Genomic DNA, 16,124 nt, shown 5'->3' on the forward strand with positions numbered 1-16,124 from the left:
CGCCCGCGACCTGATGCGCCTCGGCCACGGGCCCGCCCTCGTCGACGTGTCGCACTGGGCGAGCGAGTGGCTCTGGCTCGACACCGCCGCGGAGCAGCTCCGACGCGAGCTCGACGACGTCGAGGTCACCCTGAGCGACCTCCGCACCGACCCCTGGGACTTCGCGGTCGTGCAGTAGCCGCCGCCGACCCGCCCGGGCGCCCCGGCGCCCGCCCCGTTCCGCCCCTGATGAAAGAAGTCCCCGTGCCGTTGCAAGCCAGCCCCGCCGACCAGGCCCTGCTGCTCGACCTCCAGAAGCTCGACACCACCCTGCAGCAGCTCGCGCACCGTGCCGCGAACCTCCCCGAGATCGCCGTCCTCGCGACGGTCGACTGCGACGCCCACCGCCTCCGCAGCCGCATGGCGTCGGAGCAGGGCGCCTGGGAGGACGCGCAGGCCGAGCTCCGCCGCGTCGAGTCCGACGTGGCGGTCGTCGAGGCCCGCGTCGCCCGCGACCGGCAGCGGCTCGCGAGCACCTCGTCCGTCAAGGACGTCCAGGCGCTCGAGGCGGAGCTCGCCGCCCTCGCGAAGCGGGGCTCCGACCTGGAGGACATGCAGCTCGAGGTGATGGAGCGCGTCGAGAGCCTCGGCGCCGTCGCCACGGTCACCCACGAGGAGCTCGACCAGCTCGAGGTCCGCCGGGCCGACGCCCGGAGCACGCGCGACGCCAAGCTCGGCGAGCTCGAGATCGAGCGCCGTCAGGTCGAGGCCGACCGCACCACGCTCGCCGAGAAGGTGCCGGCCGACCTGCTCGACCTCTACGAGACGCAGCGTCGCCGGTACGGCATCGGTGCCTCCCTCCTGCGCGGCGGCGTCTCGAGCGCCAGCGGGGTCACCCTGACCGGCAGCGACCTGGCCGCCGTGCGCTCCGCCAGCGCGTACGACGTCGTGCTCTGCCCCGACAGCAACGCCGTCCTCGTGCGCACGAACGAGTCCGGGATCTAGGCCTCTCCGGGGCACGGGGGCCGGCACCGGCTCGGCGCCCCGCCGGCGCGCGCTACAGTGGCAGGGCGGATGGGTCGGCAAGACGGTCGCGTCGGTCGGGGGCTCGCTCCCGACCGCCGAGGAACGTCCGGGCTCCACAGAGCAGGGCGGTGGGCAACACCCACCCGGGGCGACCCGCGAGACAGTGCAACAGAGAGCAGACCGCCTCGGTCACGTCGTGAGACGGGGCCGCGGTGAGGGTGAAACGGTGGTGTAAGAGACCACCAGCGGTTCGGGTGACCGACCGGCTAGGCAAACCTCGCCCGGAGCAAGGTCAGACAGAGGACGTCGAGGTGGCTCGCCGAGTCCTCGGGTAGACCGCTGGAGGGCTGCGGCAACGTAGTCCCGAGATAGATGGCCGTCCATGGTGCCTCGGCACCGGGACAGAACCCGGCGTATCAGCCGGCCCATCCGCCCCAGACCGACAGGAGGCCCGGGTGCAGGAGGCACGCCTCCCGCACCCGGGCCTCCGTCACGTCGTGACGACGGTCGGCCCGGGCGGTCGCCGCCCCGGGCCGTCGTCGGTTCAGACCGCGGTCGTGGGCCGCGACGACGCCGCGAGGGCCGCCGCGCCGAGGATGCCCGCGTTGTTGCGGAGCACGGCCGGCACGATCTCGGCCCGGAGGTCGAGCAGGGGGAGGAACTCCTGGTGGTGCTTCGAGACGCCGCCGCCGACGATGATGAGCCGCGGGTAGAGCAGGGCCTCGAGGTGCGAGTAGTACTTCTGCAGGCGCTTGGCCCAGTGCTTCCAGCTCAGCTCGTCGCGTTCCTTGGCGGCGAACGAGGCCTTCGTCTCGTAGTCCTTGCCGCCGATCTCGAGGTGGCCGAGCTCGGCGTTGACGATGAGGACGCCGTCGTTGATGAGCGCGGTGCCGATGCCGGTGCCCAGCGTCGTCATGACCACCAGCCCCGGGACTCCCTTCGCCGCGCCGTAGCGCGTCTCGGCGTAGCCCGCCGCGTCGGCGTCGTTGACGAAGTGGATGTCGCGCCCGAGGGTGGTCTCGAAGAGGCGCTCGGCCTCGAAGTCGATCCACTTCTTCGACACGTTCGCGGCCGAGAGCGTCTTGCCGTCCATGATCGCGGCGGGGAAGCAGACGCCGACGGGCACGTCGAGGTCGTCGACGCCGAGCTCCTCGACGATCTGCTTGACGACGGCCACGATGTCGTCGGGCTCGCCGCCGGCCGGGGTCGGCTTCTTGAGGCGGTCGGTGAGCAGCTCGCCCGACTCGACGTCGACGATCGCCCCCTTGATGCCGGTGCCGCCGATGTCGATGCCCACTGCCTTCTGTGCCACGGGTGGAACCTTCCTAGGGGAGTGTGTCGGAGTTGGGGTCAGCTGAGGGTGAGCACGTCGGCGCCGCGCTCGGTGACGACGAGGGTGTGCTCGAACTGCGCCGTGAGCGACCGGTCGCGGGTCGTGACCGTCCAGTCGTCGGGCCAGATGTCGGCCTCGACGCCGCCGAGCGTCAGCATCGGCTCGATGGTGAAGACCATGCCGGGGGTCATGACGTCGTCGTACTGCGGGGCGTCGTAGTGGGGGATGACCAGGCCGGAGTGGAACGCACGGCCCACGCCGTGGCCGGTGTAGTCGCGGACGACGCCGTAGCCGAAGCGCGCGGCGTAGGACTCGATCGCGCGGCCGATGACGTTCACCTGCCGGCCCGGCGCGACGGCCTTGATTCCCCGACGCAGGGCCTCCCGCGTCCGGTCGACGAGGTCGACCGTGGCCTGGGGCGCCTCGCCGACGATCATCGTGCGGTTGAGGTCGCCGTGGACGCCGTCCTTGAACGCGGTGACGTCGACGTTGAGCAGGTCGCCCTCGACGAGGGTCGTGTCGTCGGGGATGCCGTGGCAGATCACCTCGTTGAGCGAGGTGCAGATCGACTTCGGGAAGCCGCGGTAGCCCAGGGTCGAGGGGTAGGCGCCGTGCGCGACGAGGAACTCGTGGGCGACCCGGTCGAGCTCGTCGGTGGTGACGCCGGGGCGGAGGGCCGCTTCCACGGCGTCGATGGCCTGCGAGGCGATCCGGCCGCTCTCGCGGATGAGCTCGACGGTCGGGGCGTCGTACACGTCGCCGCCCGTGTAGGGCGCAGGACCGGCCTTGCCCACGTACTCCGGTCGAGGGATCGACGCGGGGACCGGACGCTGCGCTGAGATCCGGCCCGGGGTCAGGTGTCCGTGGGAGTCCCGAGGCATGTCGTCCACCTTAGGGGGAGACGTCGTCCGCGGGGCGCACCCGGCGGGCCCTCGGCGGCCCCGGGGCCGGGCCCCGGAGGTAGCCTGCTGCCATGGCACCCGAGTACTGGTACAACATCACCACCCACGAGGTCGAGGAGGGCAAGGTCTCGCCGGCCGTCGACCGCGCCGGCCCGTACGCCACCCGTGAGGAGGCGGAGCGTGCGATCCAGACGATCACGGAGCGCAACGCCCGCCTCGACGCCGAGGACGCCGCCGACGACTGACCGGGCCCGCGCCCCCGCGGCGCGCGTCCCGTCCACTAGCCTGGTCGTCGAGCAGAAAGGCCGTGCATGGACAAGCAGACAGACTTCGTTCTTCGGACCATCGAAGAGCGGGGCATCAAGTTCATCCGCCTCTGGTTCACCGACGTGATCGGCACCCTCAAGTCGGTGGCCATCGCGCCGGCCGAGGTCGAGGGGGCGTTCGCCGAGGGGATCGGCTTCGACGGCTCGGCGATCGAGGGGCTCACCCGCTCCTACGAGGCCGACGTCCTCGCGCAGCCCGACCCGACGACGTTCCAGATCCTGCCCTGGCGGGGCGAGATCGACCCGACGGCCCGCATGTTCTGCGACATCACGACGCCCGACGGGCAGCCGGCCGTCGCCGACCCGCGCAACGTCCTGAAGCGGACGCTCGCCCGCGCCGGTGACCGGGGCTTCACCTTCTACACGCACCCCGAGGTGGAGTTCTACCTCCTCAAGAGCGCCCAGCACGGCCCGGAGGGCCCCCAGCCGGTCGACTCGGCCGGCTACTTCGACAACGTGCCCGGCGGCACCGCCCACGACTTCCGTCGTCGCTCGGTGCGCATGCTCGAAGACCTGGGCATCTCGGTGGAGTTCAGCCACCACGAGGCCGGCCCCGGCCAGAACGAGATCGACCTCCGCTACGCCGACGCGCTGACGACGGCCGACAACATCATGACCTTCCGCACGGTCATCAAGGAGGTGGCCATCGAGCAGGGCGTCTACGCGACGTTCATGCCGAAGCCCTTCAGCCAGCACCCCGGCTCGGGCATGCACACCCACATGTCGCTCTTCGAGGGCGACTCGAACGCCTTCTACGAGGCGGGCGCGGAGTACCAGCTCTCCCGCATCGGGCGTCAGTTCATCGCCGGCCTGCTCAAGCACGCCCCCGAGATCACGGCCGTCACGAACCAGTTCGTGAACAGCTACAAGCGCCTCTGGGGCGGCGACGAGGCCCCGAGCTTCGTCACGTGGGGCCACAACAACCGCAGCGCCCTCGTGCGCGTGCCGCTCTACAAGCCGAACAAGGGCAACTCGAGCCGCGTCGAGTACCGCGCGATCGACTCGGCGGCGAACCCGTACCTCGCCTTCTCGCTCATGCTGGCCGCCGGCCTCAAGGGCATCGAGGAGGGCTACGAGCTGCCGACCGAGGCGGAGGACAACGTCTGGGGCATGAGCGACGCCGAGCGCCGTGCGCTGGGCTACAAGCAGCTCCCCGCCAGCCTCGACCACGCCCTCTCGATCATGGAGGACAGCGAGCTCGTCGCCGAGACGCTGGGCGAGCAGGTCTTCAACTACGTGCTGCTCAACAAGCGCCAGGAGTGGAAGGCCTACCGGGCCCAGGTCACCCCCTACGAACTGCGCTCGAACCTCGAGATCCTCTAGCCCGCGCCGCACCCCGCGCGCCCGACCGTCATGACCCGCCCGAGCACCGGACTGTCCGAGCTCGCCCGGCTGGGCTTCGCGGAGCTGCGGGAGGCCCGTGACCGCATCGAGCGGCTGGTCTCCGGGGAGCCCCGGGCGGAGTCGCTGGTCGCGTCGTTCGCCCGCGCTCCCGACCCCGACGCGGCCCTCCGGCACCTCGAGCGGCTCGTCGAGCGCGACGCCGACGGTGTCTCCCGGCTCCTCGACGGCGGAGCCGGGCCCCGCCTGGTGCGCGTGCTCGGGGCGTCGTCGGGCCTCGCGGAGTTCCTGACGCGACGACCGGACGAACTCGCGGGCCTCCTCGTGCCCCTCACCGCGCCTCCCTCACCGGAGGAGTACGTCGGCGACCTCCTCGCCGTCGTCGCCGGGCTGGTGGGCGACGACGCCGCGGTCGCGCTCCGTCGCCGGTACCGCCACCACCTCCTGCGGCTGTCGGCCTGGGACCTCGAGTCGGCCGACCCGGTCGCCGTCCTGCCCGAGGTGGCCGCCGCCCTCGCCGACCTCGCCGGCGCCGCCCTCGAGGCCGCTGTCGACGTCGCCCGGCGCGAGGTGCCCTTCCCCGCCGACGACGTGGCCCGCACGCGCTTCACCGTCATCGGCATGGGCAAGACGGGCGCCCGCGAGCTCAACTACCTCAGCGACGTCGACGTCGTGTACGTCGCCGAGGGCGCCGACGGGCTCGAGCCGGGCCGGGCCGTCGAGATCGCCACCCGCCTCGCGGTCCACGCCGTGCGCGCGGTCTCCGACCTGTCGATCGAGCCCGAGCTCTGGGAGGTCGACGCGAACCTCCGCCCCGAGGGCAAGGACGGCGCGCTCGTCCGCACCCTCGACTCGCACGTGGCGTACTACGACCGCTGGGCCCGGGGGTGGGAGTTCCAGGCGCTGCTCAAGGCCCGGCCGATCGCCGGCGACCGCGAGCTGGGCGAGCGCTACGTCGAGCGCATCGCGCCCTTCGTCTGGTCCGCGGCCTCCCGCGAGGCCTTCGTCGAGTCGGTGCAGCGGATGCGCGAGCGCGTCACCGACCTCATCCCCGCCGACGAGGTCGACCGTCAGCTCAAGCTCGGCCCCGGGGGCCTCCGCGACGTCGAGTTCACGATCCAGCTGCTCCAGCTCGTGCACGGCCAGGCCGACGACGGCGTCCGGGAGCGGTCGACCCTCGCGGCCCTGTCTGCCCTCGCCCGCCGGGGCTACGTCGGGCGGGCCGAGGCGGCCGAGTTCGACCGCGACTACCGCGTCCTGCGGCTGCTCGAGCACCGCATCCAGCTCTCCCGCCTGCGCCGCACGCACCTCATGCCGACCGACGACGACGACCTCCGCGCCCTCGCCCGCGGCACCGGCCTGGCCGGCTCGGCGCGCGAGCTCGTCGAGGCGTGGCAGGGCGTCAAGCGACGGGTGCGCACCCTCCACGAGCGCCTGTTCTACCGCCCCCTGCTCTCCGCCGTCGCGGCGCGGCCGGAGGAGGAGCTCGCGCTCAGCACCGACCAGGCCGCCGCGAGGCTCGCGGCCATCGGCTTCGCCGACCCGCGGGGAGCGCTGGGGCACATCGCGGCCCTCACGGGGGGCGTCTCCCGCCGCGCGAGCATCCAGCGCCACCTCCTGCCGGCGATGCTGCAGTGGTTCGCCGACGGCACCGACCCCGACCTGGGCCTCCTCGCCTTCCGTCGCCTCAGCGACGGGCTGGGGGAGTCCTACTGGTTCCTCCGCATGCTCCGCGACTCCTCCGGGGCGGCGCACCGGCTCACCACCGTCCTGTCGACGTCGCGCTTCGTGGCGGACCTCCTCGAGCGCACCCCCGAGGCCGCGGTCTGGTTCGAGAACGACGACGAGCTGCGCCCGCGCAGCCTCCCCAGCCTGCTCGACGAGACGCACGCGACCCTGGCCCGCCACGACACCCCGGAGGCGGGGGCCGCGGTCCTGAGGAACGCCCGCCGACGCGAGGTCCTCCGCCTCGCCATCGGCGGCATCCTCGGCCTGATGACGATCGACGAGCTGGCGGCCGGCCTCACCGACGTGACCACGGCCGCCATCACGGGCGCGCTCGCCCTCGCGCGGCGCGACGCGGGCGACATCGAGTTCGCCGTCGTGGCCATGGGGCGCTACGGAGGCCGGGAGCTCGGCTTCGGCTCAGACGCGGACGTGCTCTACGTCTACCGGGCCCCGGACGGCGACGAGACCGCGCACCGCCGGGCCGTCCGCGTCGTGGCGGAGCTGAACCGCCTGACCGCCGACTCCCTCGTGCCCCTCGACCTCGACGCCGGCCTGCGCCCGGAGGGCAGCAGCGGGCCCGTGGTGCGGTCGTTGACCTCCTACCGGGCCTACTACGACCGGTGGTCGCTCACGTGGGAGGCGCAGTCGCTGCTGCGGGCCCGCGCCGTGGCCGGCGACGAGGCGCTGCGCCGTGACTTCACGGCCGTCGCCGACACGGTGAGGTACCCCGCGGAGCTCTCCGAGCAGGAGGTGCGGGAGGTCAAGCGCATCAAGGCGCGCGTCGAGGCCGAGAGGCTGCCCCGCGGCGCCGAGCCGTCCCGGCACCTCAAGCTCGGGCGGGGGTCGCTGAGCGACGTCGAGTGGTTCGTGCAGCTGCTCCAGCTGCAGCACGCCCACGCCGTGCCCGCCCTCCGCACGACCTCGACGCTCGACGCCCTGGCGGCGGCGGAGGAGGCCGGGCTGGTCTCGGCGGAGGACGCCCGCAAGCTGCACGACGCCTGGGTGATCGCCTCCCGCGCGCGCTCGGCCGGCGTCCTCTGGACGTCGCGGACGTCCGACGTCCTGCCGACCGACCGTCGTCAGCTCGAGGGCGTGGCGCGGCTGATGGAGTACCCGCCCGGGTCGGCGACTCGGCTCGAGGAGGACTACCTCGCCGCCACCCGACGAGCCCGGGCCGTCTTCGAGCGGGGCTTCTACGGCCTCGACGAGGCTCCCACCCCCACGGGCTGAGGCACGACACGCCCGGGATGCAGATCTCGGCGGGTGAGGCACGAATTCGTCGCGGGTGATCGCTGCGTACCCCGATATCACCCGATGTACCCCGACCGAGATGACCGGCGTGTTTCGGGCTCGTGGCCGACAGGAGCACGGCCTGTGTCTGACAGGTCCTTCTCAGGTTCACGGGTGCTCGCTCTCGGTGCGTCAGTCCATCCGGCAGAAAACCCTGTCCAGGGGGCTTGTCGCCGATCGTGAGGCGGGCTCTCATCGAGCCCTGAGGGAGGCGACGGCCGTCGTTCAGGGGGCACCAGCCGTGTCGCTGACCGGTGTCGGCATTTCGCCTGACACCAGAGGGAGGACAAGTGCCGTACCCCACGGGGTGAGAGCACGCCCCCGAAGAGGTGACGGCTTGTGAGCACCCGCAGGGTGACTGAAGATTGCCTCACCCGACACCCAGGTTCCCCGACGACGCGGACGCCACCCCCTGTTCCCCCATCTTCCGAGGCGGCCATCGTGTTGACTTTCATCCTTCAGATCCGTTCCATGGCGGGCGGCTACCCCGAGGTCTACCTGTTCGCGGTGTACTCGGCCCTCATCTGGGTCCTGTGGATCGTCAAGGTGGTCCTCTCCCGCCGGTACCGCCCCTCGACGGGCGAGTTCACCGGCACGACCAGCGTCGTCGTCCCCGTGGTCGACGAGCCCCTCGACCTCTTCCGCGACGTCATCGGCCGCATGGTCGAGCAGGCGCCCGGCGAGATCATCGTCGTCATCAACGGCGCCCCGAACCCCGACCTCGCCGCGGTCTGCGACGAGTACGCGCCCCTCGTGCGCTGGGTGCACACGCCCATCCCCGGCAAGCGCAACGCCGTCATGATCGGCACCGAGCTGAGCCGCGGCGACATCACGGTGCTCGTCGACTCCGACACCGTCTGGACGCCGGGCACGCTCTCCGAGCTCGTCCGCCCCTTCTCCGAGGCCAACGTCGGCGGCGTCACCACCCGTCAGCGCATCCTCGAGCCCGAGCGCAGCTGGATCACCCGCTGGGCGGACTGGCTCGAGAACTCGCGGGCCCTGTACTCGATGCCCGCCCAGAGCGTGCTCGGCCAGATCGGCTGCCTCCCCGGCCGCACCATCGCCTTCCGCCGCGTCATCCTCGAGCGGGTCATGGACAAGTTCATGACCGAGAAGTTCATGGGCGTCTTCCTCGAGGTGAGCGACGACCGCACCCTGACGAACCTCACGCTCAAGGAGGGCTACCGCACCGTCTACCAGCACACGAGCCTCGTCTACACCGACGCGCCCCTGCAGGTGAAGAAGCTCTTCAAACAGCAGCTCCGCTGGGCCCGCGGCAGCCAGTACAACACCTTCCGGATGATGCCGTGGATGCTCGGCCACGCTCCGATGCTCGCCTTCTTCTTCGCGATGGACATCATCCTGCCGTTCATGCTCATGGGCGTCATCGGCGGCTGGGTCTACCGCGGCATCACCGGCCAGGGCGTCAACCTCTACCGCGGCATCCTCGCCGAGTACGGCGTCTCGACCGGGCTCATCAGCATCATCGTGCTGATGGTGCTCTCCTCCGTGCTGAGCATGGCGATCCGCCAGATGCGCCACCTCGCCGAGAAGCCCTCGGACTTCTTCCGCCTGCCCGTCTTCATCATCGTGTCGACGTTCTTCCTGATGCCCATCCGGGTCATCGGCTTCTTCCGCATGGGCCACGCGAGCGGCTGGGGCACCCGTGCCGGTGCCTACGGGGGAGGCGCGGCGGACGACGCCGTGCAGGCCCAGGTCCAGTCCGTGGGGGCCGACGACTCCCTCGACGTGCTGGAGCGCGAGTTCCGGGGCGAGGCCGACCCCGGCGTCGACACCCTGTTCGACTTCGGACCGTCCACCTCGACGGCCGGCCCGACCGGCGACTCCACCACGGTGCGCGACGGTGACCGCGGCGCGGTCATGGTGCGCAGCCACCGCGCGGAGACGGCCGTGGACGCCCGCCCCGGCGACGCCGTCACGACCAGCACGGCGACCGCGCTGGCGGAGGCGACCTCCCCGGCCCGCGTGGCCGCGCCTCCCCGTCGTCGCCTCAACCCCAAAGCCGGCTTCCCGTACCTGATCGGTGCCGTCATCCTCGCCCTGGAGGTGCTCTTCATTGTCTGAGTCCGCACAGAAGTTCGTCGCCCCGGCGCACGTGCAGTCGGGAGCCTGGTGGGCGCAGTCCCACGGCAACGCCCGCCGCACGGGCCTCGGCGCCACCGCCGTCGTCGTCCTGCTCGCCATGATCTCGTGGCTGATCTGGATCTCCCCGTCCGACAACGCCGTGCGCAGCGCGGTGCAGACCGCCGTGGGCGCCTCGCCGTCCGACGTCGCCGAGCTGAAGGCCGACCGGTCGGCCCTGCTCGACCAGCTGGTGAGCGCCAAGGCGCAGCTGGCCGACAGCAAGACCGCCCTGGCCGACGTGCAGCAGCAGGCCTGGACCTCCGAGGGGCAGCTGACCGCGGCGCAGGCGAAGCTCGCCTCGGCGCAGAGCGCCCTCGACCAGGCGCAGGCCGCGGCCGACGGCGGATCGACGGCCGCAGGGTCGGCAGCCGGCGGGTCCGGCGGCGCCGCCGCCTTCTCGGGCGCCAAGGGCGCGACGGGGTCGGGGGGCAAGGGCTCCGGCAGCGGCAGCGGCAGCGGCAGCGGCTCGGGCTCCGGCACCGGCAGCGGGACCCCGGCGGCCCCCCAGCCCGTCACGGCGCCGTCGCTGGCGAGCATCATCCAGCCCGAGTCGCGCTACTTCGGCCTCTACACGACGCAGTCGCCCTTCAGCTGGTCCGAGTTCGACGACGTCAGCAGCAAGGTCGGCGCGCAGCCGAACATGGCGGGGTACTTCCAGGGCTGGGACCAGGACTTCGACCCGAACGCGGTCACCCGGGCGTGGGCCAAGGGCGACCTGCCCTTCCTCACCTGGGAGTCGCGCCCGCTGAAGGCGGCCAACGACCAGGTCGTCGACCCCGACTACGAGCTCGGCAAGATCATCGACGGCGAGTTCGACGCGTACCTGACGAAGTACGCCCAGGACATCAAGACCACCGGGCTGCCCCTCGCCATCCGTCTCGACCACGAGATGAACGGCAACTGGTACCCGTGGGACGAGGGCGTCAACAACAACACTCCCGGCCAGTACCGAGAGATGTGGCGCCACGTGCACGACGTCTTCGAGCGCGAGGGGGCGAACGACCTCGTCGCCTGGGTCTGGGCTCCCACCCGCGTGGAGGGCGTGCCGACCAAGAACCGCACGCTCGAGTACACCGCGAGCCTGTACCCCGGCGACGACTACGTCGACTGGGTCGGCATGACCGGCTACCTCCGCAGCAACGCCGAGACGCCGCAGACCGGCGACTTCGACGGCACCTTCGGCAAGACCCTCGGCTACCTGCGGGCCATCACCGACAAGCCGATCGTCCTCGCCGAGATCGGCGCGGCCGAGCTGGGCACGACGAAGGCCGCCCAGAAGCCGCGCTGGATCGACTCGCTGTTCGACACCCTGGCCGACCCGGCGAACGACGACATCGTCGGCTTCGCCTGGTTCAACCTCACGGCGACCACCGTCGCGTCCGGGTCGTACCTGACCAACGACTGGCGAATCGTCTCCCGACAGGACTCGATCACGGCCTTCCGTGAGGGCATCGCCCGGCGCGACACGGGCTTCGACCTCCGGACCCTCCCGTGACCGGCCCCGCCCGTCCCTCCTCCCTCCCTGCAGCCCCCACCATCCTCAGGAGCGCATCATGACCGACGACCTCACCCCCTTCGACAGCGACGCCCCCGTCACCTCCGCCGACTCCGCCCGGCCGCGCATCAGCGTCATCGGCACCGGCTACCTCGGCGCCACCCACGCGGCCGCCATGGCGGAGATGGGCTTCGACGTGATCGGCGTCGACACCGACCCCTCGAAGGTGGAGGCGCTGGCCCAGGGCCGCGTCCCGTTCTTCGAGCCCGGCCTGCCCGAGCTGATCGTCAAGCACGTCGACTCCGGCCGGCTGGTGTTCACCACCGACCTCGCCGAGGCCGTCGCCCTCAGCGACGTCCACTTCATCTGCGTGGGCACGCCCCAGCGGCGCGGGAGCCACGCGGCGAACCTGACCTACGTGGAGGAGGCGACCCGGGCCGTGGCCCGCTCGCTGAGCCACGACGGCCTCATCGTCGGCAAGTCGACCGTGCCCGTGGGCACGGCGGCGCGGCTCCGAGAGATCGTCGCGGGCGTCCTGCCCGCGGGCATCTCGGCCGACGTCGTCTGGAACCCCGAGTTCCTCCGCGAGGGCCACGCCGTCGAGGACACCCTGCGCCCCGACCGCATCGTCTTCGGGGGCACCGACAGCCGCTCGGAGGCCGTGCTGCGGGCCGTCTACGCCGAGCCCATCTCGACCGGTACGCCGGTCATCTCGTGCGACCTGCCGACGGCCGAGCTGGTGAAGGTCAGCGCCAACGCCTTCCTGGCGACGAAGATCTCGTTCATCAACGCCATCTCCGAGCTCTGCGAGGCCGCCGGCGCCGACGTGTCGACGCTCGCCGACGCGCTGGGCTTCGACGACCGCATCGGCCGCAAGTTCCTCAACGCCGGCCTCGGCTTCGGCGGGGGCTGCCTGCCCAAGGACATCCGCGCCCTGATGTTCCGGGCCAACGAGCTCGGCGCCCACCGCGCGGTGGGCCTGATGCAGCAGGTCGACGAGATCAACATGGCCCAGCGCCAGCGCGTCATCGACCAGGCCATCGACGCCTGCGGCGGCTCCGTGCTCAACCGCCGGATCGCCGTCCTCGGCGCGGCCTTCAAGCCGCACACCGACGACGTCCGCGACTCGCCCGCCCTCAACGTCGCCGCGGCGCTGCACCTGCGCGGTGCGCAGGTGCTCGTCGTCGACCCCGAGGCGACGCAGACGGCCCAGCGCAGCTTCCCCACGCTGTCGTTCGCGGACAGCATCGAGGAGGCGGTGACCGACGCCGACGCCGTCCTCCTGCTGACCGAGTGGCCCGAGTTCGTCGGGGCCGAGCCGCTGCCCCTCGCGCAGCTGGCCGCCAACCCCGTCGTGATCGACGCCCGGAACGCGCTCGACGCCGAGGTCTGGGCGAGCGCCGGCTGGGAGGTCCGGCCGCTCGGCAGCCGTCGTGTCCCCGCGCGTCGCCAGGCGCTGTCGCCGGTGGCGATCCCGGCCTGAGCCAGCCGCCGCACGGCGATCACGGGCCGTCCTCCTCCGGGAGGGCGGCCCGTCCGCGTGCCCCCGGCCGGTGCGCCGGGTGGCGACACGGGCTGGGGAACGACGGGAGGCCCGCACCCCAGGGGGTGCGGGCCTCCGCGGAGAACGCTCGTGAGCTAGACGCCGAAGTACATCTCGAACTCGAACGGGTGGGGACGCTGCGCCATGGGCAGGATCTCCTTGTCGCGCTTGTACGCGATCCAGGTCTCGATGAGGTCCTCGGTGAACACGTTGCCCTTGGTGAGGAACTCGTGGTCGGCCTCGAGCGCGAGCAGGGCCGCGTCGAGCGAGGCGGGCACCTGGGGGATGTTCTTCGCCTCCTCCGGGGGCAGCTCGTAGAGGTCCTTGTCGACGGGCTCGTGCGGCTCGATCCGGTTCTGGATGCCGTCGAGGCCCGCCATCAGCTGGGCGGCGAACGCGAGGTACGGGTTCGAGGCCGCGTCGGGGACGCGGAACTCGATGCGCTTGGCCTTCGGGTTCGTGCCCGTGATCGGGATGCGGATCGCCGCGGACCGGTTGCCGGCCGAGTAGACCAGGTTGACGGGGGCCTCGAAGCCGGGGATCAGGCGGTGGTACGAGTTGATCGACGGATTGGTGAAGGCGAGCACCGCCGGAGCGTGCTTGAGCAGGCCGCCGATGTACCAGCGCGCGACGTCGGAGAGACCGCCGTAGCCGTTCTCGTCGTAGAAGAGGGGCTTGCCGTCGCTCCAGAGCGACTGGTGGGTGTGCATGCCCGACCCGTTGTCGCCGAAGAGCGGCTTGGGCATGAAGGTCGCGACCTTGCCCCACTGCTCGGCGGTGTTCTTGACGATGTACTTGAACTTCAGGATGTCGTCCGCCGCGTGGACCATCGTGTCGAACTTGTAGTTGATCTCCTGCTGGCCGCCCGTGCCGACCTCGTGGTGCGCGCGCTCGAGCTCGAGCCCGGAGTCGATCAGCTTGAGGCTGATGTCGTCGCGGAGGTCGGCCGTCTTGTCGACGGGGCTGACGGGGAAGTAGCCGCCCTTGTAGGCCGTCTTGTTGGCGAGGTTGCCGCCCTCCTCGACGCGACCGGTGTTCCAGGCGCCCTCCTCGGAGTCGACGCTGTAGAAGCTCGCGTTCTGCGTGACCTCGTAGCGGACGTCGTCGAAGATGTAGAACTCGGCCTCGGGCGCGAAGAACGCCGTGTCGGCGATGCCGGTCGAGGCGAGGTACTTCTCGGCCTTCTTCGCGACCTGGCGGGGGTCGCGGCTGTAGAGCTCGCCGTTCCGCGGGTTGAAGATGTCGAAGACCAGGATGAGCGTGCGCTCGGCCCGGAAGGGGTCCACGTAGCCGGTCGTGACGTCGGGGATGAGCTGCATGTCCGACTCGTGGATCGAGGCGAAGCCACGGATGGACGATCCGTCGAAGAGCTGCCCGACGGAGAAGAACTCCTCGTCGACCGTGGAGGCGGGGATGTTGAAGTGCTGCTGGACGCCGGGGAGGTCGGTGAACCGGATGTCGAGGAACTTGACGTCGGTGTCCTTGATGAACTTCAGCACCTCGGAAGAATCAGTGAACATCTAGATGTCTCTCCAATGGTGTGGAACGGATCGGCCAGCGGGACGCAGCCACTGACGACGGTATGGGCGAGGGGTTTCGCTGCGGTGTCCCTCGTGTTTCCGGCATGTTACGCATGTGCCGGTCGGTAGGCTCGACGCCATGCCCGACTCCATCCGCCGACCTCCGTCCGAGCCCGCCGCGCCCTCCGGCCAGGGCGGCTCCGACGGCCGCCAGGAGTGGCCGGGCCAGCGTCTCGGCCTGCCGCGCGAGGGGCCGCGGTCGATCGCGCGCCTCGGGCGCCGGGTCGGCGGCCTGGTGATCGACTGGGCGCTCGCCTCTGTCATCGCGTACGCGTTCTTCGACGGTGAGGGCCTCGCCATCACCGCCGTGTTCGTCGTCGTGCNNAGGCGCTCTTCCTGGTCACCCTCGGGGGCACTCCGGGCCACCTCGCCCTGGGCATGCGCCTCGTGCCGATGCGTGGGGGAGCGGTCGGTCTCTGGCGCCCGCTGGTCCGCACGCTCCTGGTCGCCCTCGTCGTCCCCGCCGTGGTGTGGGACCTCGACCAGCGCGGCCTCCACGACCGCATCGCCGGCACGGTGCTCGTCCGCGTCTGACGCCGCCCGCGCGGGCCCGCCCGGTCCGGTGGGTGCCGCTCGACACGACGACGGCGCCGCCCCCGAGGGGAGCGGCGCCGTCGTCGTGCGGGGCGGTCGGTCAGCGCGGTCGGCCGGAGCGGACCTTGAACGGGTCGACGCNCCTTGGGGATGGGCAGGCCGTTCTTGCCGAGCGACTGGAGGCGGTTGCTGACCGCCAGCACCTCGTTGCGGTTCAGGGTCGACTTGACCTTGTTCATGCGCCCGGCGAGCTTGTGCAGCGGGACGGCGTCGGCGTCGGGGCCGACGTGCAGCACGGTCACGGCGACGTTCGGGAGGATGCGGGCGACCTTGCGGCGCTCCTCGTCGACGAGCTTCTTGGTCTGGGCCGCGGCGCCCTCGGCGATGAGGACGACGCCGCCCTTGCCCACGGCCCGGTAGACGGCGGCCTGGGTGCGGCCCTGCACGGCGACGGGCATCTCGGCCGCACGCCACGAGCGGCGGAGGCCGCTCTTCATGACGGCGCCGACGGCGCCCGGCTGGCCCTCGATCTGCGAGTACGCGGCCTTCTCGGCACGTCGCCCGAGGACGATGAGCAGCAGGAGGACGCCGAGCATGAGCCCGACGATGATGTACAGCACGAGCGCGAGCACGTTGCCGCCCGAGAGCAGCAGGGCCGCGACGACGCCGAGCACCACCGGCACGAGCAGCGCCGCGAGCATCAGCGGCAGCGCCTGGGAGTCGTAGCGGCGGGTCATCTGGAAGACCTGCCACATCTGCTTGAACCGACCCGGTTCCTTGGGCGGCTTGGGGGTCGGGTTCTCGGAGCGTCGTGCCATGTCGACCAGGATACGGGACGGGCGTGCGCACGGCGGCCCGGTCGGTCCTCCCGGCCTCCGCCCGGGGCGGGCCCGTCCACAGGG

At 71.6% G+C, this 16,124-nt stretch carries 10 protein-coding genes, 1 other RNA gene and 3 pseudogenes; 10 read left to right on the top strand and 4 right to left on the bottom strand.

What is annotated here, in order from left to right; all coding sequences use genetic code 11:
- From ASF82_RS16060 to rnpB, 3 genes and pseudogenes are all read left to right on the top strand, one after another.
- A pseudogene (locus tag ASF82_RS16060) lies at positions 1–178 on the top strand (Nif3-like dinuclear metal center hexameric protein); the annotation flags it as partial.
- A 65-nt stretch (positions 179–243) separates the two neighbouring features.
- The gene (locus tag ASF82_RS05620; protein WP_235491167.1) at positions 244–984 is read left to right on the top strand and encodes a zinc ribbon domain-containing protein; all 741 of its coding nucleotides are present in this window, start codon (positions 244–246) and stop codon (positions 982–984) included.
- A 70-nt stretch (positions 985–1,054) separates the two neighbouring features.
- Positions 1,055–1,437: RNase P RNA component class A (gene rnpB, locus ASF82_RS07620), an RNA gene on the top strand.
- Between the two features lie 112 nt (positions 1,438–1,549).
- Here rnpB and ppgK read toward each other — a convergent pair.
- Complete coding sequence (gene ppgK, locus ASF82_RS05625) at positions 1,550–2,317, bottom strand: polyphosphate--glucose phosphotransferase (protein WP_056054479.1); 768 nt, start codon at positions 2,315–2,317, stop codon at positions 1,550–1,552.
- Positions 2,318–2,355: 38 nt separating this feature from the next.
- Positions 2,356–3,219, bottom strand: a complete 864-nt coding sequence (map, locus tag ASF82_RS05630; RefSeq protein ID WP_056055875.1) for a type I methionyl aminopeptidase — start codon at positions 3,217–3,219, stop codon at positions 2,356–2,358.
- Between the two features lie 92 nt (positions 3,220–3,311).
- Between map and ASF82_RS15525 the strand changes: the two genes are divergently transcribed.
- The 6 genes from ASF82_RS15525 (at position 3,312) to ASF82_RS05660 (ending at position 13,048) form a co-directional block, all read left to right on the top strand.
- The gene (locus ASF82_RS15525) at positions 3,312–3,485 is read left to right on the top strand and encodes a hypothetical protein (protein ID WP_056054483.1); all 174 of its coding nucleotides are present in this window, start codon (positions 3,312–3,314) and stop codon (positions 3,483–3,485) included.
- A 66-nt stretch (positions 3,486–3,551) separates the two neighbouring features.
- Positions 3,552–4,889 (top strand): glutamine synthetase family protein, encoded by a 1,338-nt coding sequence (locus ASF82_RS05640; protein ID WP_056054486.1) that lies wholly within the window; start codon positions 3,552–3,554, stop codon positions 4,887–4,889.
- Positions 4,890–4,919: 30 nt separating this feature from the next.
- Positions 4,920–7,865 (top strand): bifunctional [glutamine synthetase] adenylyltransferase/[glutamine synthetase]-adenylyl-L-tyrosine phosphorylase, encoded by a 2,946-nt coding sequence (locus ASF82_RS05645; RefSeq protein ID WP_056054489.1) that lies wholly within the window; start codon positions 4,920–4,922, stop codon positions 7,863–7,865.
- 501 nt (positions 7,866–8,366) lie between these two features.
- On the top strand, positions 8,367–10,010 hold the full coding sequence (locus ASF82_RS05650) for a glycosyltransferase (protein ID WP_156369927.1): 1,644 nt from the start codon (positions 8,367–8,369) through the stop codon (positions 10,008–10,010).
- Positions 10,003–11,565 (top strand): glycoside hydrolase family 26 protein, encoded by a 1,563-nt coding sequence (locus tag ASF82_RS05655; RefSeq protein WP_056054497.1) that lies wholly within the window; start codon positions 10,003–10,005, stop codon positions 11,563–11,565. The genes ASF82_RS05650 and ASF82_RS05655 overlap by 8 nt, the downstream gene beginning before the upstream one ends.
- A 58-nt stretch (positions 11,566–11,623) precedes the next feature.
- Positions 11,624–13,048, top strand: coding sequence for a UDP-glucose/GDP-mannose dehydrogenase family protein (locus tag ASF82_RS05660; RefSeq protein ID WP_056054500.1), 1,425 nt, complete (start codon positions 11,624–11,626; stop codon positions 13,046–13,048).
- A gap of 155 nt (positions 13,049–13,203) precedes the next feature.
- Here the strand turns inward: ASF82_RS05660 and glnA are convergent, their stop codons facing one another.
- Positions 13,204–14,628 carry a type I glutamate--ammonia ligase gene (glnA, locus tag ASF82_RS05665; protein WP_056054503.1) on the bottom strand — a complete coding sequence of 475 codons (1,425 nt, stop codon included), beginning with the start codon at positions 14,626–14,628 and terminating at the stop codon, positions 13,204–13,206.
- Between the two features lie 385 nt (positions 14,629–15,013).
- Between glnA and ASF82_RS16070 the strand changes: the two are divergent.
- Positions 15,014–15,222 (top strand): annotated as a pseudogene (locus ASF82_RS16070) (RDD family protein); the annotation flags it as partial.
- 142 nt (positions 15,223–15,364) lie between these two features.
- Here ASF82_RS16070 and ASF82_RS05670 read toward each other — a convergent pair.
- Positions 15,365–16,040, bottom strand: a pseudogene (locus tag ASF82_RS05670) (DUF4191 family protein); the annotation flags it as partial.
- Positions 16,041–16,124 lie beyond the last annotated feature (84 nt).

The sequence above is a fragment of the Frigoribacterium sp. Leaf164 genome (assembly GCF_001423665.1).
GTDB classification, from domain to species: Bacteria; Actinomycetota; Actinomycetes; order Actinomycetales; family Microbacteriaceae; genus Frigoribacterium; species Frigoribacterium endophyticum.